The sequence below is a fragment of the Microbulbifer sp. CnH-101-G genome (assembly GCF_052466775.1).
Genome location: NZ_CP174292.1, coordinates 1,179,152 through 1,200,507 on the forward strand (window position 1 = coordinate 1,179,152; position 21,356 = coordinate 1,200,507).

Genomic DNA, 21,356 nt, shown 5'->3' on the forward strand with positions numbered 1-21,356 from the left:
AGAGGATGGAGTTCTGTGGGAAGTCACTATTGATAGTGGGGCTCAAGCATTAAGTTATGTAAAGTTTGAGGACTTGCTGAGTCCTGTAGATGGTGCAACAGATTTAGAGTATGCATGTTTTTCACAAGCAGATGCTATTAACTCTGTCATTGCGGGTAGCCGTCAAGGTAATTGTGCCTCGATTGCTAGTGTGAATAATGAATTGATCGGGGGTAATGCTGGGGGCTTACAATTCCCATTGGGCTCCATTAATGGGGCCGTTTCTATCTACTTTTCTGGGAAAATGGATAGTTCTTGTAATAGCGCTCGACAAATCAATGTAGTTAGAAATCTCGAATGGGGTTGTAGCTCTCCCATAGGTGGAATTACCCATGCTTGGGGAGAGGGGCCCCCATCATCTAAAGTTGCTAACCTGTTTGGGACCCAAAACCAGGGAGACTTAGAGGTTAACACTACTATACGAAATGCACAGGGGATAGCAGGTAGGGCAGGCTCTCGTGCCAATATTACCGTTCGTGTAGAAAATAATACTGGTCATACAGTAAGTGGTCTACGACTGCTTAATACTCTACCTTCCCAGTATATTATGGATCCAACACATCCTGTAGAGGTTGTTGGTCGACGAGGAGGTGGGGGTAATAACTATCCTGGCAGAATTAACTTTGGCGGGGCTGGGGTTACTTGGGAAAACCCAGTGGCAGTTGATGCCAGTCAGTCTAACTTAGCAAAAGCAGAACTTAAAACACCTAATTTTTCATTAGAGGGAAATGGTGTCGCAAACAATGAAGGGTCTCAAGTAGACATTTTGCGACATGGGGATTGGGTTGAAGTTAGGTTTGGAGTTGTACTAATAGATCCAGCTGCTTTTGATCTTAAAACCAACCTTGATGAAGGTATCAATGAGCCTGATACCGGGTATAGGAAGACACTACAACATAAAGTAGAGGTTGAGTTTGATAACTATTGTTCTTTAAATAATGCAAAAATTACAGAGACTACCAATTTCGATGCTTGGCCAGAAGACCTGGATGTTGATATCCCTGCGGCTTTACATATTGTAAGAGATAATGGCACGACCGATCTCACTTTTGAAATTACAAATGAAGGTGGAGATCAAGCCGATAACTTCTTTGCTTATGTCTCTTTTGGGGCAACGATGAATGTTGTGGGTGTTCCCAATGGTTGTAGTAGTACTACAGTTGCGAACCCTCCAGTTCACCCCAGTAGCGCACATCCTTCTGGTGCCAACGTCAGGATGCCTATTTGGAAGCTGCCGCCGCCTGATAACAACACTGTACCCATTCCTAATAATGCAAGTGTCTACCTTTGCTCAATTGACAATGGGCTAGACATTTTAAAAGCCCAGAATGACAGTTCTGGGGATATAACATTTGTTGTTGAGAAAGATACAAGCAGTACAGGCTTGCAAGCTGATGATCTTACTTTTCGAGTAGATTTGATCGGGGAAATAACTCTTAATGATGGTACACCATTAATTTATCCTGCACCGGAAGCTGCTAATTCCGAAACCAATCCTGGGAAACAGCAAGCCAATAATTATTCGTTGGATGCTATGCGAGGAAAGGTACTTGGCTTCAATCTATTGAAACGTCATGTGCCAGGTAGTTGTAATGAATTGCCCAGCAGGGATTCCGGTGAGCCGGAAATATTAATTGGGGAAGAGTGTGACTTTGAGATTTATGCTGGTGGTTGGTTTGGATTTGAGACACCAGGCTACAACTTAATTGCTGTTGGTGGCATTGATATCGCAGATGATACACCCGGGGTCCATAACGGACGCGATGGTTATCAAGGGTATATTTCCCATAGCCAGCTTGCTTCTTGTGCGGATGCTACCTTCCCTGACCCATCCAGGACAGACTGTAGTACTACTATCACTAATTTTACCAGTATGCCGGGCACGTTGCTTTCAGATGCAGGCTTACACTGGGATGTGAGTGATGGTGGCACTTATGCTGTAGATAAACGTGGACAGTGGTTCCTTGCGGACATGACTACCCGCTTACTCAATAAAGATGAGGATAAAGTCTCAGGCCCTACCACTCATGGTGATACGAGTATTGACTATGGTCGGGCTCGTTTCACTGCTTATTTCAAGACTACTGTGGATGGCACTGGCACCCCAACAACTCAACAAATAACCATTGATAATTATTCCTGCACAAAAGGAAGTAGTTGTAATACAGAATATCCAGGCTATCCACAATGGCAAGACTGGACTGCAGAGCTTACAGTAACTGAGCCAAACCTTAATATCTCTAAAAAGGTCTGTAATTTTAGTCAGGCTGGAGGAAATATTAATAGCTGTAACTGGGTGGACTCGGTGTCTGGTAGTAAGTTTGATGACTTTGTCTACCGAATAACTGTAGAAAATAATCAAGACAGCGGTCCAAGTGCTGCCCCAGCATATGATGTCGTAATTACCGACGAGCTGGAGAGTGCACAAATGTGTGTTTGGCCATTTGCATTGGATGGTCTAAATAATACTCCTGAGGGCGACTTTGGTCTTGTGGGCACTTTGGTTGGTCGAAATGATTATGACTACGACCCTAATGATCCCGAGGCCTCCCCGCACTGTTTGGAAAATGGAAGCCAGGCTTTCTTAACCTTTTCCTATGATCATTCAACAGCATTAAAACAAATTGACGATAAAGATAGTGTTAATCTTTACTATCGTGTGAGCCCACACCGTACAGTGGTTCCTAATCAGTCGTTTAAAAATACGGCCTCTATTTTTCGTTACGACAGTCTAAAAGGGCTGGCGGGTGCGCAAAGTAATCCAGTTATTGATAATACTAACCACCCTGGCACAGATGGAAAAGTTCCACCACGTACAGCCACACCGGCGCTTGGTGGTGCTCGTATCTATTGTATTGATGGGAGTGGCTATTGCGGTTCTGACGATGCGACTATGACCATCATTGGTGTTAAAACCGAACCGAAAGAAATTATTTCACTCTCTCTGAGCGACCCAAAAAATAATAACGTGGTTGTTGGCGAAGAAATCCGATATCAGCTGACGGGTAAGGTGCCTGCCTCCCGATTAATTGATTTTACTTTCCGTGATGATCTTCCCGAGGGGTTAAGTTGTATTGAGGCGGTATCGCTGGATTTAACATCCATTCCGGGTACCACATGGTTTACTGGTGGTGGAGCAACAACCCCTCAAATCGATTGTAACAATGACTTTGTTGAGTGGCGTTATGGCGATCAGCATCTATTGTCTTTTGACCGTGGAGCCTATCCTGACGGTTTGGTACCTGTCGAACTAACATTTATCGCGCGAGTGGAGAACAATAAATATACACCTCATGCCGCTACTTTAGTTAATCCTAATGTTAGTGGCGTAGCGCAAATGACTTATAGACCGGCGGTTGGAGCTACCCCGGTAGCAACTACTTTTGATCCACATACAATTAATGTAACGGGTCCGAGGATACAGCTGAACAAATCCTTCGCTGTAACCAATAGCGATGCGGACGATATTCTCACAGTAACTGTAACCGCGGAAAATACCGGTAGCGCCGCTGCCTATAATCTGCAGGTGCTTGATGACCTGACGGGCACTAAGTTGGTTTACGTTGGCAATATCGGTGGTAATGATCCACCCCAAAATGTTGATATCACTACAGTGGGTGCTAATGCACCGATCTTTAGCTGGAATCGCAGTAATGCGGATTACAGCATCGCCGTGGGCGCTACCAAGTCATTCACCTTTGATGTGCGGGTAGAGCAGGGTGTAGAGCCCCATGAGATTCTGGATAACACCATTCAGGCCCGCTGGCAGTCCCTGCCGGGCAAAGATATTTCATTGAATAGCAGCAATTCCATCGGCAACGATGGGGCCGCCGATGGTATGCGTATCGGCGTACTGCCCAATGGTGGTGACGCTATCAATGATTATGAAACCAATGCCAGTGCCCAGACAGAAGTCTTGCCACTGCAGATGAGTAAAACCGATTTGCAGCCGGCGGTAGTCCCCACTATCGGTGCCCATAAAAAATTCCAGCTGGAAATTAGTTTGCCCGAAGGTATCAGCCAAAGCGTAGCGATTACGGATCAACTGGGCAGCCCGGAAGGTTATGTGCTTAGTCATAATAGCGATTACGACATCAGCTACGACTTTATCGGTATCGAGACCATCAATGGCGCTGCGCCCTCTGAAGCCGCATTTAATAGCTTCCCCGCAGACAACACTGCCGGCAATGCCACCTGGGATATCGGTACCGTCGATACGAATAGTGAAAATGACACTGCCGGTGGAACCATTGAACCACTGATCCGCATTACCTATTTCGCCCGTATCGCCAATGATCTGGCCACTAACGACGGTGACTCACGCCGCAATGGTGCCACTCTGTCTTATAGCAATGGCGAAACCGGGGCCGGGGAAAATCTCAATGACAGAACTGCCGCGATTACCGTGGTAGAGCCCCTGTTAACGGTGAGTAAAACCGTGAGCAATGCAACCAACCCCGGCAATTTACCGGTGGGTGGCGATGTATTGGAATACGAAATTACCGTGACCCACGCTGGTGGCTCCACCGCTGCTGCTTACGATTTAAATCTGGTGGACACACTGCCGTCGGAACTGCAGTTGGATAATAGCTTTACTCCGATGGCACTGATTAACGGCGGCGCTGTGGCTGGTTTTGTCGCTACACCGGCAGCGGCACCGAACGGACCGTTGATTTGGGGTCGCGATAACGGCGATAACAGCCTGGATCTGCAGTTGGGTGAAACCCTGGTGATCACCTATCGCACCCAGGTGAATGGGGTTTTTGGTTCGCCGATTAGTAATAGTGTGATGCTGGACTGGACCTCACTGGATAACAGCAGCATCAACGATCAGGCCTATGAGCGCGATGGCGCCGGCTGCCCAAGTATTTCTGCACCGGATGACTACTGTGTTGGCCCGGCCAACGCCAGTATCGATACGGTGGATAACACCAGTCTCTCCAAGACTGTGATTGAGGATTCCGATAGTGCTACTCCGGTGGGTACACTGCGGGTTGGTGACACGGTGACCTATCAGCTGGTCCTGAACCTGCAAGCGGGCACTACTCCGGCGGTAACCGTTACCGATACGCTGCCCAGCGGCTTGGAATTTGATTCCATTGTCAGTGTAAATGGCGATACCAGCGCCCCCTACGATGACAATCTAAATGATTACTCCTATGCGGCGATTGCCGTGCCCACTGCCGGCGATACCGGTACGGTAACTTGGAACCTGGGGGATATTCGCAGTAATTTCGGCAATACCAATCACTTTGTGATTGAGTACACCGCCAAGGTGCAAACCGGTGCAGGCATTGCCGTACCCACCGCCACTCTAACCAATACTGCGCAATTGAATTACACCGGTGCCGCCAGCGCATTGCAGGACAGCGCCAGTATTACGGTGCTGCAGCCGCGCCTCGCGAATCTGACCAAGACCGATGCCAACTGGCCCAGTTCCCATATGAATGTGAACCCAGCCAATGATGTGATGCAGTTTACCCTGCAAGCCTGCAATACCGGCTTGGCTCCAGCCTATGATTTGTCATTGACCGATGATCTGGCTACGCAGATGGACCAGAATTCCATCGCCAACTTGCGGGTGTCTCTGGATGGCACAGTACTGACGCAGGGCGCTGACTACAACTACACCGCACCGGCCAATCGCGGCGACGATATGCACTTTACTCTGCAGGTGCCTATCGAGGCCGGCGCTTGTTTGGATATTTATTATGAAATTGGTTTTTATACCGATATCGGCGGCGGTGAAAATTGGGTAAACACCTTTACGGCCAATGAATTCTGGTCACTGCCCAGCAAGAACGGCGAGCACTATGCCGCGGTTCCCCTGGCAACGCCTTACCCGATGGGCACGGTTGCCACTACGGTAACGCCGCCACAGAAAACCCTGCTTACTGCCCCCACAGCGGCAGTGGGGGAGGAAGTGGTGTACCGTATTCAAGTACCGGGCAGCGCCACCACCGCGGCGATTCACGACTTAGTGATTACCGATGTGCTCGATCCCAGCCTGACACTGGTGCAGTTGCAGGAAATTAATGGCCGCGCATTTACCGATAACACCAGCAATAACAATATTGCCCTGGCCGTGGATATGATTCCGGCTGGCGATGTGGCGATTTTTGAGGTGCGTGCGCGTGTTGCCAATAACGCAACCGCGCAGGCGGGGCACAGTTTTGCCAATGAGGCCAGCTATACCTTTGCCGCCACCAAAGGTGGTGCAGCTCAGGCTGGTGGTGTTGGCACTGCGCCGACGCTCACGATTGTTGAGCCGGATTTATCCGCAACCAATGCCGTAGCCAACCAGACCAGCCCCGGCAATGACCCGGATGCGGGCGATATTCTGCGCTTCACTCTGGATCTCAGCGCTGCGGGCAACACAGAAAATTCTGCCGCATTTGATTTGGCAATCAGCGAGCAGCTTTCACTCGGTCTGCAATTTGTACCGGGCAGTGTCTCCTTTGCCGGTGTCGCCCAAGCTGATCCCACTGTCACTGGTGATGGGGTCAATAATGCACAAAGCCTGGTTTGGAACCGTGCCAACAGCGATCTGGACATTGCCGCAGGCAATAACAGCCTGCTGGTATTCGATGCATTGGTTTTAGATGAAGTATTGGCGGCCGCCTCGCTTTCTGCCAATGCACGTATCGAGTGGACCAGCTTGGATGAAGACAACAGCAGTCCCTACGAGCGTAATGGTGCCGATGGTGTCGGCGGTTTAAATGATTATGTGCTGGAAAATATCGCTGCACAGCTGACCGCTGCCAATGACAGTACCCTGAGCAAAATCCGTGTCGACGACAGTTACGGTAGCGGCAATGCCCAGTTGCGTATCGGCGATCTGGTGGAGTACGAGCTGCGCCTGGCATTGCCTGAAGGCTCAGCACCGAACGCCCAGATTGTCGATACCCTGCCGCAGGGCATGGTATTTGTCGGCACGGTATCGGTTAATGCCGACAACAGCGCACCCTTTGCGGCTGTGGCGCCTTTCACCCACAACGATATTGCCGAGCCGGTACTGGCTGGTGACCCCGCGATGGGTCCAACAACTTTAAGTTGGAATATTGCCGATCTGCGCAATCTCGGTGATAACAATGCAGCCAATGATGAATTTGTGCTGCGCTATCGTGCTCGGGTATTAAACCGCGATGTACATCCTTGGCCTGCCAATAATACGGCGCTCACCAATAATGTGGTGTTTAGCTTCGATGCTGCCACCGGTACAGAGACCCGCAATGACAGCGAAACCCTGGATCTGCTACAGCCGGATTTGGCGGTAGCGATCAGCGCGACGCCCGCGGGTGGTGCGACACTGTCCGCCGGCGACACGGTCGATTACACCCTTACCATTACCAATAATGGCTCAGCACCGGCCTACGACCCGGTCTTAAAAGATTTGATTCCCCACGGCCTGCGCCAGGGTGGCATCAGTGTACAGTCGATCAATGTGAATGGTGCTGCGGCCGGCGCAATTGCCCCGGCGTTCAATACTAGCACCGGTGTTGCGGTTTGGGATTTCTCTGCGGGAACGGGTTATGCCATTAATCCGGGTCAGACTTTGCAGATGGTGTATCGCGTACAGGCCGATGCCAACTTAGGCGCAGGCCTCAATCTGCAAAATGCGGCCACTGTGGAAACCTATTACTCACTGGATGGCGATAATTTGCCTTCCCAGGGAGCCACTGCGGTTGCTTTGGATATGCGCGAAGACTACGGCCCCACAGCTCCAGTGGGCGTGCAGTTTAATACCCCCAATGCCGCGCCGCTGTTAATTGAAAACACTCAAGCCACAGCCTCCATTGGCGAGTCGTTTAATTACCGCATTACCATTCCGCAAACGCCACAGCCGGCAGCTCTGCACGATGTGAGTGTGCTGATCGACCTGAGCTCTTCTGCCGCGGATCTGGAATTTATTGGTGCGGCCAAGGTTTCCGGTAAAAATGCATTTACCCCGCAAAATACCGGTTCCGCCTCCGCGCTGGTGATTGCCGATAGCACCAGTGGCATCGACATACCGGCTGGTGAGCAGGTGGTGCTTGATATCACTCTGCGCCTGCGCGACAGCAATCCGCCCAATGTAGATGGCTTCCTGTTTAGCAACAGCGCCAGTTACAGCTACAACTACGGCAACGACAATCCGGCGTTGGGGCAGGGCGCCGGTGCCGGTAATACCACTTTGGATATGCAGGTGGTAGAACCCACGGCGATTACCCTGACAAAAACCGGCCCCGCCAGTGTGCAGTCTGGTTTGCCCGGTACCTTTACATTGGGCTTACACAATATCGGCACCGGCCCGGCTTGGGATATCAGTGTGACCGATATTCTGCCGGACAATAATCCCGGTGGTATGTGTGAAACCGCACCAAATAATTTTGCTGCGCAAATTACAGACGCTGCCGGTACAGCGGTTGCCACTCTGAGCGAAGGCACCGATTTTAATGCGGCCTTTGATGCTGCCAGCTGTACGCTCACCCTCACCTCGATTGGCGCTGGGGCAATGTTGGCTGCGGATCACCATCTGTTGCTAAGTTACGATGCCATCCTGGATGCGGATACCCGTGATGGCGATTCGCTCACCAATATTGCCGGCGTAACACTGTGGCACAGTTGGGATAGCAGTGCGTCCGAAGCGCGTCAGTACACCCGTCCGGCGCCTACCGATGGCACTCCTGGGGTTCTTGATCACGAGGACGCGTTCAGCGTGAGCGCCTCGGTACCCAAGGTGACTTTCTACAAGACGGTGGAAAATGTCAGCCGTGGGCAAAACCCAGCTAACGCAGCGAGTCCTGCAGAGGTATTGCGCTATACCCTCACCCTGGAAAATGTCAGCGGTGTGGATGTCAGCGGAATAGAAATTACCGATGATCTGGGCCGCCTCAACAGCCTGCCGCTGTTCCAGTCCGGTTCACTCCAGCTGGTAACAGCTCCGGCAAATAGCGATAGCAGCGGAACAGATCCTTCTGCTGGTACCCACGGCAGTGGTTTGCTGAAGGTGACAAATCTTGACCTGGCGGCAAGTGGCAATGCTGGCGATTCAATTCAGTTGATCTATGAAGTCACTCTCGCCCCTGTCATTGATAGCGCTACAGCTGTATTGAATCAGGCTCAGGTACAGTTGCCAGGCCAGTTACTCAAAAACAGTGACGATCCCAATATTAACGGCACCGATGATCCTGACGCGGAGGGTGATGAAGATCCTACTCAGGTGTTAATCGATTCCGAGCCACTGCTGGTGGTACACAAAACCTCAGCGGATATAACAGGCGATCCGGATCTGCTGATGGTGACGGATACTCTGCGTTACACCATTCGCGTGGAAAATACCGGTAGCGAAAATGTCGTTAATGCAATGCTGCGCGACCAGATTCCAGCCAATACCACTTACGTAGCGGGTTCCACTACCTTGAATGGTTCAGCGCTTTCGGATGTAAGTGGCACTTCTCCTCTTGCAGCTGGAATGAGTATTAATACCAATGGCGAGGCCGATGGCTTTATTGGTGCGGCTGCAACCGGTGTTGCAGCTGCGGTGGTCACCTTTGATGTCACCATTAATGATGTCAAAGATGGCACCATGATTTCTAACCAAGGCTTTGTTAATGGCGAGGGTGCAGGAAGCGGTCCCTTTGCTGAAGTGCCTTCGGATGATCCTGCTACCGATGCGCCGAACGATCCTACAATTGATATTGTGGGCGATGTCCCCTTGCTGATTGCGCATAAAACCGTGGCAATTACTGTGGACAATATTTCTGCGGGCATTGTTGATCCCGGTGATGTACTGCGTTACACCATTGCAATCTCCAATATGGGTGGTGTCGATGCACTACAGGCGGTTCTCACCGACCAGGTGCCTGCAAATACCACTTATGTTGCTGGCAGTACGACCCTAAATGGCGTGGCTGTTGCCGACAACGCTGGCGGTATGTCACTGCTGAATACGGCCTTGCCCGTGTCTTCCAATGACCTAACACCACCACTGCCGGGTGCCGATGAGGGTGTGATCACTTCTGCACAAACGGCCACTGTAACTTTTGATGTGATGGTGAATGCGGATGTTGCCAGGGGGACTGTAATCAGTAACCAGGGCAGCGTCACTGCCGAAGAACTGCCCCTGGTTCTCACTGATGCGGATGGCAATCCGGCCAATGGTGCCCAGCCGACTCAAGTGGTTGTGGGTGATGCACAGCTACTTTCAATTGTGAAAGAAGTTGCCGTTATCGGTGGCGGTGCAGCTGAAGCCGGTACGGTGCTGGAATACTTGGTGACCATTGAAAATATCAGTGGTGTACCGGCAACCATGGTGACTATTACTGATGACCTAATGGTTGCTGGTGATGGTGTCCTTACCTACGTTGCAGACTCTGCCATGCTCAATGGCCAGGTCGATGGTGTCAGTATCGCTGGTCAGGTAATTACCGCAGATTACTCCGCTATTTATGGGGACTTGTTGCCGGGTGAAAGTGCAACACTGCGCTTCCAGGCAAAGCTTTCCGACAACCTGGAAATTGGTTATACGGTGCTGAACACCGCTGAAGTACAGTGGAATGATCCTCCTTCAACTAATCAAGCCAGTGTTGCCATAGATGTGGGCGGTACACCGGGTATTGCCAACTTGGCCGGTTACCTATGGCACGATGTGAACTTCAATAACCAGGCGGATGCGGACGAACGCCTATTATTGAATTGGGCTGTAGACCTCTATTTCAATGATACTTTGCTGGAAACTATCCAGACCGACGAAAACGGTTACTTCCAATTCCAAGGGCTAGTTCCAAATGGCTACGGTGGTCTCAGTTATGAGATGCGCTACACCGCACCGGATGCCACTGAAAATACTGCATCTTTAGGTAACTCGGTTTCCGATTTCACCGATGGTCCGCAGCGTATTAGTGAGATTTTTGTAGACTCAGGGGCCAATCCGCAGGACTTGAATTTACCGCTGACACCAAATGGTGTGGTGTACAACTCGATCCTGCGTGAGCCCATTACCGGTGCTGCTCTGACCATGCTGCGTGCTAGCTCTGGGCAGGAATTGCCGGATCGCTGTTTCGATGATGAAAAGCAGCAGGGCCAAGTAACCCATACCGGTGGTTACTACAAATTCGACATTAATTTCGATGATGCCGCTTGTCCTGCCAATGCGGACTACCTGATTAAAGTAGAGCTTGCCGATAAGAAATATGTCGGTGGTGAATCCCTGGTAATCCCTGCGCAAACCAATGAGGAAACTGCCGGGTTCGATGTGGGTGCCTGCCTCGGCAGCAATGCCGACATGGTGCCGGGAACCGCGCAGCATTGTGAAGTACAGCTGTCCCCAGCGAATCCGCCGCTGGATATCGAAGCGCGCGATACGTTAACCAATTACTACCTGCGCCTCTCCCTGGATAACCAGCAGATTCCAGGGGACAGCCAGTTGTTCAACAACCATATTCCCATGGACCCGAACCTGGAGGGAGCGCTTTCCATTACTAAAACTGCGGCCATGCTGAATGTGACTCGCAGCCAGCTGGTGCCTTACACCATTACCTTTGGCAACAGCTTGCCGGTGCCGCTCACAGATTTGCAGTTGGTGGACTTCTTCCCCGCTGGCTTCAAATACGTGGCCGGCTCGGCGCGCCTCGACGGTGAACCGGTAGAGCCGGAGACAAAAGGTTTGCAATTGATCTGGTCCGACCTGCGTGTGGAAGCCGATCAGACCCGTGAGCTGAAACTGCTGCTGGTCGTGGGTTCCGGTGTGGGCGAGGGCAAGTACGTGAACCGTGCGGCAATGTTCAACCAGCTCTCCGGGCAAGCAGCCTCTGGTGAGGCCTCGGCAACCGTGCGTGTGGTTCCAGACCCCACCTTCGACTGTACCGATGTGATCGGTAAGGTTTTCGACGATAAAAATATGAATGGCTATCAGGATGCTGGTGAAGGCGGTCTGCCTGGTGCGCGAGTGGTGAGTGCAACTGGCCTCAATGCTACCGCTGACGCCCACGGTCGATTCCATATCACCTGTGCTGTGGTACCGAACCCTGATCGCGGTTCCAATTTTGTGCTCAAGCTCGACGACCGCAGTCTGCCCAGCGGCTATCGTCTCACCACGGAAAACCCGCGTGTAGTGCGCGCGACCCGAGGCAAGATGGTGAAGTTTAACTTCGGTGCCAGCTTGCACCGGGTGGTGCGACTGGATATGGCTGAGGCGGTCTTTGAACCGACAACTACCGAGATGCGTCCCCAGTGGCAGTCCCGTATTGAACTGTTGCTGGAAAAACTCAGTGAGGCGCCTTCGGTATTGCGTCTGTCTTACCTCGCGGAAAATGAAGACCCGGATTTGGTGGAAGAGCGTTTGCAAGCGATCAAGACTGAAATTGCCGAGCAGTGGGCAGCTAGTTATGGCGACTACGAATTGACTATTGAAACGGAAGTATTCTGGCGGCGTGGTGCGCCGCCCAGCAAAGGAGGGTGGCAGTAATGTCCTTTGCAGATAGCGATAAAAATCGCAGTAGCATGGAACCGTCGAGCGCTCTGGTTGCTGTAAAAAAAACTGTTCGCACATTTCGCCGACGTGAGCGCTGTTTGGCCACGGCCATCGCCCTAGCCTTGACGCTACCGGCTCAAGCGCAACAACCAGTTGTCCCTGGGGCTGCCGAGCCTCAGGAGGCGAGCTGGTGGCAAGTGTGGCAAAAAATTCCCGGGCTGACTCCAGAAATAGAGGAGCCTCAGGCAGAATTTGAGGAAAAGTCCATCGGCAGCAATACGGAAACCATGCTATTGCGTGCCCCAGCCAATCAATGGCTGCAGGATGCAGGGAGTTTTATTGCTCCGCCTGAGCCAATTGTGCTGGAAGACTTTATCGAACCCATACCGTTTTATACTGTAGAGGATGAAGTCTCCCCAGAGGCTATAGAGTTATTGCGAGAAAAACTCACCGAGTTAGGTGAAAAGCCAAACTTTAAGCTGCACTTTATTGGCCACACTGATTCTGATCCTATGCAAAAAGAATTGGTGGCTGATTATGAGAATAAGGATGACTTTACCCAGGCCAGGGCTCAGTTCGTTGCGGATTTCTTCCAGCAGGCCCTGGACTTGCCAGAGGAAATGATCACCGTGGAAGGCCGCGGTGATGTTGAGCCCATCGCCGATAATATCACCACCGCAGGGCGTGAACTCAATCGCCGCGTCCAGGTGCAGGTGACTTACGATGCCCTGGATGAAGAAGCCATGGCGGCACGCGCCCGCGCTGAGGCCCTGGCGCTCAATCGCGTGAAAGTATGCCGGCAGGAAACAGTTTGTAGGCTCAACTATACTGCTGGCACTGAACAGCGCGCGCGCTTAAAAAACCTGGTCAATCCTCTGCGCTGGCAGGCAGGGCAAGCGAATTTGCCCGAGGCGTTTTTACGCCGTATCCGCGAAGTGCGCTCGAATTTAGCGAATAAAAATAATCTGGTTATCCATTTTGTCGGCCACACCGATGCACTGCCTCTGCAGATTGGTGAAAGTTCTGAACAGCAGCAGAGTGCCTATCGGGAAAAATCCCATAGCGAAGCTCGCCGTGTCGCTCTGGCGGTGCGCGATGCCCTGGGCCTACCGGACACCATGATTACCAGTAGCGGCAAGGGGGCCAGTCAGCCTATTGCCGCCAATGACACACCTAAAGGCCGCGCTCTCAACCGTCGCGTGGAAGTGGAATTCTGGTACGACGATCCCCTCGAAGTGGCGGTGGACGGAGTACAGGCCTGCCCGGAAGCGGCGGCTGCGGAAACCATTACCATTGCACACCAATCCCTGCGTGGAGATATTCCGCCCATTCGCTTCGATAATGGCGATCCGATTATTACCCAGGCGCAGCTGACCCGAATGCGCGCTGCCATGGGGGAAATCGCCAGCAAGGCCAATGTGCGCTTGAGCTTTATTGGCTACAGCGAAAACAAACGTATGGATCGCCGTGAAGCCATGGTTTATGGCGATGATGTGGGGCTTTCCGGTGCACGCGCTCGCCGCGCTATGGAGCAGGTCAAAGAACTGCTCAGCCTTGAAGACACCCAAGTGCAATCGGAAGGTCGCGGTTATGTGCAGTCCGACGATGTAGTGGCCAACGGCTTCACTCTGAATGAAGGTGCCAGGGTTGAAGTACAGGTACTTTACGACGAGCTGGCGATTCTGGCGGAGAGTGACCGCCTGGAAATCGAGCGCATTAATCGCGAGGCTATCGCTAATAATCCCTATTCGCTGAATTTAATGCGTATTACCGTGGATGGTAGCCCGGAGTATGACCCCTATAAAAACTCTGCCGACCTGCAGCGCTGTACCGATGTGGCGCTGGATAATGCCAATATCCAGTTCCGCTTCGATAACAAAAAGATGCAGCCGCGCCTGAATGTTTCAGCCTGGCCTAATACCATCCGCTATGCGGATAACCCGGACACGGAACACAGCGAGAACCGCGTAGTTTTCCGCAGCTATACCAACTATCCCACCTTTATTGAGCAGGCCGAGGTGCGCCTGTTTGAAGAGGGACAGTCCCTGCGCGACACTCCCCTTGATGTGGTACCACTGACCGCCGGGGAAGCAGAATGGTTTGCGGAATTTTCCCAGTTCCAGGCGCCGTTAAAAAAACTGCACTATGTGCTGCGGGTGTACGATAGAAAAGGCCGCTTCGATGAAACCACCGAACAGACTCTGTGGTTGGTGGACCAGGTCGAAGAGTCCACAAAAGATGTGGATGTCTCCCAGGAATTACTGGTTGGATACGGCGAGAACCGCTTAGCGCGACGAAATATCCCTCTGGATGGCAACAGTGTGCTGGTGAATGGTGCTGAGGTGCCGCCAGGGCACACTGTTTGGCTGGCGGGTAATCCAGTACCGGTTAACGAGCAGGGCCAGTTTGTGGCCGAACAGATTTTCGATCCCGGTATGCACACCGTAGAGGTGGCGGTTCTGGATGAAGAGGGCAATGGCGAATTGTTCCTGCGCGATCTGGAATTTGCTAAAAACGACTGGTTTACCGTGGGTATTGCCGATCTCACGATCGGCTACGATAAAACTAACGGCCCTGCAGCGCTGGTGACCGGCGATGAAACCCACTACGACAATTCTGTCAGCTACGATGGCCGACTGGCGTTTTATACTAGCGGTGGCTTCGGTGAAGGCTGGCGTTTGTCCGCCAGTGCGGATACGGAAGAAGGTCCTGTCGACGATCTGTTTTCCAACTTTATGGAAAAAACGCCGGATGCCCTGTTTCGTCGTTTAGATAGCGATCTTTATTATCCCACCTTTGGTGACGACTCCACCGTAGTGGAAGATGCGCCCACCTCCGGCAAGTTTTATGTGAAGTTGTCCAAGTACGACGACTACGGCTTGTGGGGTAATTTCAAGGCAACCTATGCCGATAATGAATTGGCGCAAATAGATCGTGCTCTTTACGGTGCCAACGGTCACTTCGAAAGCGACTCCATGACCAGCTTTGGGGAAAAGCGCTTCCAGGTAGATGCCTTCGGCGCAGAGCCAGGTACTATTGCCGGGCGCGATGAATATCGTGGAACCGGCGGTTCCCTGTATTTCATGCGACACCAGGATATTCTCAACGGCTCTGAACGTCTGCGTGTTGAAGTGCGGGATAAAGACTCTGGCCTGGTGCTGGCTGTAAAAAATCTCTCGCCGGTCATTGACTATGATATCGATTATATTCAGGGCCGCGTACTGCTGAACAAACCGCTATCCGCCCTGGCCAACGATAATTTATTAATTCAGGATGGCTCCTACAACGGCAATCCCCAATATCTGGTCGCCCGTTACGAATATACTCCCGGCTTTGAAGAGATGGACACCTTGGCCTTTGGTGGCCGCGCCCATTACTGGTTTGGAGATCACGTAAAGCTGGGGCTCAGTGCTACCCAGCAGGATGAGGATGACAACGAAACCGCGTTGCAGGGCTTCGATTTAACTCTGCGCAAAACCGCCGGCAGCTGGCTAAAAGTTGAAGTAGCCAATAGCGAAGGCGGTAACCTGGATACCACCAACTCTTTGGATGGTGGTTTCACTTTTGATAATGGTCAGACCTTAGACCCCGAGGCTTCTGCGGGTGCGACCAAAGTAGAGGGCAGCCTGCAGCTGGGGGATTTCTTTGAAAGCCTGCGCGGCTCCAGTAATTTCTACCACCAGCAACGGGAAGCGGGCTTCTCCGGCCCCGGCCAATTTGCCCGGGGCGAAACCACACAGTTTGGAGCCGGGGTCAACCTACCTCTTGGTGAAAGTCTCGATGTGGGCTTGAAAGCGGATAATAAAGAAGAGGAATTCGGTCTGCACACCAGTGCTACAGATCTGATGCTCGGCTATCGCCTCAACGACCACTGGCGCCTTAGCTCCGGCGTGCGCAATGATAGCCGCGAGGATTTCTCGGAGGTCGTTGCAGCTACCCAAACTGAGGGCGATCGCACCGATATGGCGGTGGAAGCCAGTTATGATTCCGGTGAAAACTGGAGTGCTTTCGGCTTTGTACAGGGCACTGTGGAAGTAACCGGCACCCGTGAAGAAAACAACCGGGTTGGTATGGGTGGCGCCTACCGGGTGAGTGACAGACTCACCATGGATAGTGAAGTCTCCAGCGGCGATACCGGTTTGGCCGCGCGCCTGGGTACCGATTTCCTGGTGAGCGATAGAACCAGTGTTTACCTGAATTACACCCTCGATAACGAGCGCAGCGATACCGGCGTGCGTGCCCGCAAAGGCAATATGAGTACCGGCTTCCGCAGCCGTTATTCCGACACTTTGAGTATGTATGGTGAGGAGCGCTACAGCCACGGCGATGTCTCCACCGGCCTGACCCACGCCCTGGGTATGGACCTGGCACCCAACGACCGCTGGACATATGGCACCACAGTAGAGGCGGGCACCCTGGAAGACCCGCGCACCGGCGCCAAAACTGAGCGCAACGCCCTGGGTCTTAATATGGGCTATAGCCTGGATGAAATCCGTTTGGCTTCGGCAGTAGAATACCGCACCGATACCATGGAAACCGCACTGGATGAAAATACCGTGCTGGAATCCGAGCGCGATACCTGGCTGCTGAAAAACACCCTGAGCTATCAACTTAACCCAGACTGGCGCTTGGTCGGCAAGTTTAATTACTCCGACAGCAAAAGCTCCCAGGGCGAGTTTTATGATGGCAAGTTTACCGAAGCGGTAATGGGCTACGCCTACCGCCCGGTGAATCACGATCGCCTCAATACGCTATTGAAATACACCTATTTCTATAACGTGCCCACCAAAGATCAGGTAACGGTAGAAAACACCTCGGCTGAATTTATTCAGAAGAGTCATATTTTCTCCGTGGATGCCAGCTACGATCTCACCCAACGCTGGACCCTGGGAGGCAAATACGCCTACCGTCTGGGCCAGTTAAGCTTGGATAGGGAAGACCCAGAATTCTTCGACAGCCGCGCCAGCCTCTATGTACTGCGCGCAGACTGGCATTTTGTAAAACGCTGGGATCTCTTAATCGAAGGCCGCCTACTCGATTTGCCCGACGCACAGGATAGCAAGAGTGGTGCCTTGGTCGGCCTGTACCGTCATATCGGTGATCATTTGAAGTTGGGGGTGGGTTACAACTTTACCGACTTCTCCGATGATCTCACCCAGCTGGATTACGACAGCCAGGGGATGTTTGTGAATATTGTTGGTAAGTTGTAAGAGTGGAGTAGGAATTAAAACCTTATTTTGTTTGAGGCGCACTTCTTCAGTGAAGTTATCTCGTTGGTAAGAAGTTAATAAGGCCTGCCGTTGCGGGCCTTCTTCTCTTTTTACTTAATTTTTAATGACTCCATCCACTTATTAGGTACACCTAAAAAGTGATCTCGAAGTCTATCTTCTATATGCTCTGGGTCCCATACGGCAGCTCTCTCTAACCCTTCACAATCCCCTGCTGAAACAGGTCCGTCTTGAATTTCGGAGTTCCTATATAGGAATAAATTACCATTCATGGGGCTCTGCTTAAAAAAAGTCACTGGTGCCCTTAGATCTTCTGTTAAAGGGCTTTGGCCAATAATTGGCCATCGACCGGATGTAACTGCATATTTCATAACCCAAACTTTAAATAAAATAGAGGAGTTAATCACAACATTAATCGGCGGAATCTCCTTAACTTTTAAATCGTAAAAAGCTATAAGAGGGTCCTTGAGTACATGTGCAAAGCAAAACTCACCACTTTCTAATTCAATTTTAACTACACTTCCAGCTTTATGTTTAATAGCCATACAAAAGCCCAAGATTTAATTTATTACTTCAATTATATACAATCCATTTCTTATTTTTAGCTCCGACCCATTAATAACATTGTCAGGAGTGCCTCCGGTAGATTTTGCTCCCCCATTAGTGTCAATAAGTAATTAACACATAGGTAAACCACCGCCTCTGCGGTGAGACTTGACAAGGCTCAGCTGTTCCGGTGTACAGAGTAAAAATATGGCCTCCATGAACGGGCAAGCTCCAGAAGGAAGCCATATGAGAGATTGGCAATGCCAAGCTCACGTGAAACATTATTGCAGGTACCACGTGGTATTTGTGCCCAAGTATCGAAAGAAAGCCTTATTTGGGACATTGAGATGGGAGATTGGAGCAATATCCCGAGACTTATGTCGTCAATAGAGCATTGAATTGGTAAAGGGTACGCAATGAGGGATCACATTCATATGCTGTTAATGACTCCTCCGAAGTTTAGTGTTTCCAATACGGTCGGGTTTCTGAAAGGGAAATCTGCAATCCAGATATTTCTGAAGTACAAGCATGTACAGAGAAATTTCGCAGAAAGACACTTTTGGGCTCAGGGTTACTGTGTGAGTATAGTGGGGCTAGATGAGCAGGTGATTTGAGTGTATATCAAGAATCAAGAGGTAGAAGAATACCAGCATGAGCAGATGCAACTGGCGGGGTTGTAACTGGCCCCCTCTGGGGGCTTTCACCATACCACCTGCTATGCGGGTGGTTGCTGATTAAACGGATGCTCCAAGTGGGTGATGGCTTAGTAGCTAACTCGAGATTTCTATTAGCTGGCTGTGCTTATGAATCATAAGCCTATCTAAATTTAAAATGAGGCAGTCGTGAGATATTTTCCGCTATTAAGGTGCTAGGGTTACGGAGTTTCTTGTGTTGTTCTTTAAAAGCTGAAATGACAGTAGTTTAAAGTAGCCTGTCTTTGATCGATCTTGATTAAGATCTATCACAGACAGGCGCTCCATATTGGTAATCAACTCAAGGTCGCAAGAAATCTATTTAAGATTACTCCTCGGCTAATTTTGATATGTCAACTTCAAGCCCAGCCAAATGGGTAGTAAGCTCCTCAGGAATATCAGAGCTTACTTCACCACCTAAGTGCTCAGAGAGAAATTCTTCCATTTTTATCAAATAAGCCAGTTTATTAATGCGCTTGGTAAATCCGTGCCCCTCATCTTTAGCCAAAATATACTCGACAGCTAAGTCTTTTTGATACATGTCTATAGCAATTTGATCAGACTCAAGTTGAGTAACGCGAGGATCATTTGCACCCTGAACCAATAGTAAAGGTGCTTTAATTTGATCCGTAAAGTTTAAAGGTGATCGGGCCTGCATATCCTCTCGGTCTGCTTGAATCAAAGGATCACCGACTGCTTTGAACCAGTTGGAAATAAATGGTCGATAATACTCCGGGAATGACTCAACCAAGGTGACTAGGCTTGATGGGCCCACAAAAGATATCGCGGCTGCATATACATCTGGGGTGAAAGTCAACCCGGAAAGTGCTGCATAGCCACCGTAAGACCCACCCATGATTGCTACTTTATCTTTGTCCGCAATGCCTTGCTCCACTAGAAACTCAACACCATCAGTCAAGTCATGTTGCATTGCACCGGTTCCCCACTGGCGATTACCCAAAGCGATGAAGGTTTCACCAAAGCCTGTAGATGCACGAAAGTTGGGTTGTAATACCGCATAACCACGATTCGATAGCAACTGAGACACGCGATTGAAGAAGCTATCACTAAGTTTCCAGTGATCTCTTCCCCATGGACCACCGTGAGGCAATACCACTAGCGGTAATTGACTGCTCTTGCCTTTGGGCAGAGTCAGATAGGCTTGAATAGTAATGCCGTCACGGGCTTTATAAGTAATAGAGCGTCTTTCTGCCAGAGATTCAGAATCTAACCTTGTATCTTTATCTATCAAGCGCCTCAGGGATTGGTCTGCTTGATTGTAGGTATAGAAAGCCCCTAGATCGACATCACTGGCAATATCTAGCAGCCATATGCCAGTCTCCTCATTGATAGAGATAACATCAATCTCTACCCTGCCGGAAAATTGATTGGTGATATATTGCCAATGCTTTTTGAACTCCTTACTAATTGGATAATCTTCTCGATATCCATAGTAGTAAGAAACCAACTGAAGCTCTCCATCTTTACTGAATAAGGTCTTATAAACGTCGGATCGCTCATGGGGATCTGTATGCACATCCGTGATTACTCCTGAAGCCAAGCTCAATTGCTTTAACCCCGAAGTGTCTGCCTCACCGAAGCTGGACTCGAAGTACACTCTTCCAAGATCTGCGTTATAACTGGATAGGTGTAAAATTTCGCCCGCTTCAGTTTTCAGGGCTTCTTGCCAGGATTTATTCTTATAAATAAATAACTGCATTGATGTATCTGGGTTCGATCTCACACCAGCAATGGGAAATCCTTTAGGATCAATCAGTACATCATTAAAACGCTCGGTATTGGTCATCAGTGATGTAAGCTTACCGGCTTCAGTATCCAGCCGATAAAATTTCAATGTCATCGGATCGTCGTGATTCGCAATGAGTGTAAGGGTGTTAGGTGTTTTTGAAGCCTGTCCCAAAAGTATGTAATTGACACCTTTTTTCGATGTTAAATTTTGGGTGTTCAGCAAATTAAGAGTTTTATCCTTTACCTCCAGATCCAATCGGAAAATCTGGTGCTGTTCGTTTCCATCGGAATCTTTAGAAACAAACATACCGAGCTGATGTTTATCCCAATAAAAGCTATCTGCTCCATCGGCAAAAGCAGTTAAAGGGAAGGCATCCTCAACACTCCCATCACTCGGCATTACATAGATATTTGGTGCTCCGTTATGTTGCTGGAGCCAGGCCAGCCATTGACCATCAGAAGATAATTTGACTCCACTGATTTCAGAGTCATTAAAGAAACTCTCAATAGGGAGTAACTCCTGTTGAGCTTCTGTTGATACTGAATCCTCTAAAACGACATTCATGCTACAGCCGCTAAATACAGTGGCAAAGCTCAGCCAGCAGATGGCCTTACGTATTGACCAACGGTGATTCTTGAATTCCATGG

At 50.4% G+C, this 21,356-nt stretch carries 4 protein-coding genes and 1 pseudogene; 3 read left to right on the forward strand and 2 right to left on the reverse strand.

What is annotated here, in order from left to right; all coding sequences use genetic code 11:
- The first annotated feature begins 694 nt into the window (after positions 1 to 694).
- Positions 695 to 12,487: an isopeptide-forming domain-containing fimbrial protein gene (locus tag ACJJID_RS05420; RefSeq protein ID WP_444921813.1), complete on the forward strand. Its 11,793-nt coding sequence runs from the start codon at positions 695 to 697 to the stop codon at positions 12,485 to 12,487.
- Entirely contained in the window at positions 12,487 to 17,703 is a 5,217-nt protein-coding gene (locus tag ACJJID_RS05425) for an OmpA family protein (protein ID WP_444921814.1), read from the forward strand. Before ACJJID_RS05420 ends, ACJJID_RS05425 begins: the two co-directional genes overlap by 1 nt.
- Before the next feature lie 110 nt (positions 17,704 to 17,813).
- Here the strand turns inward: ACJJID_RS05425 and ACJJID_RS05430 are convergent, their stop codons facing one another.
- Complete coding sequence (locus ACJJID_RS05430; RefSeq protein WP_444921815.1) at positions 17,814 to 18,266, reverse strand: immunity 26/phosphotriesterase HocA family protein; 453 nt, start codon at positions 18,264 to 18,266, stop codon at positions 17,814 to 17,816.
- A 247-nt stretch (positions 18,267 to 18,513) separates the two neighbouring features.
- Here ACJJID_RS05430 and tnpA point away from each other — a divergent pair.
- Positions 18,514 to 18,878: pseudogene (gene tnpA, locus ACJJID_RS05435) on the forward strand (IS200/IS605 family transposase); the annotation flags it as partial.
- A 409-nt stretch (positions 18,879 to 19,287) separates the two neighbouring features.
- Here tnpA and ACJJID_RS05440 read toward each other — a convergent pair.
- On the reverse strand, positions 19,288 to 21,354 hold the full coding sequence (locus tag ACJJID_RS05440) for an alpha/beta fold hydrolase (protein WP_444921816.1): 2,067 nt from the start codon (positions 21,352 to 21,354) through the stop codon (positions 19,288 to 19,290).
- Positions 21,355 to 21,356: the final 2 nt, after the last annotated feature.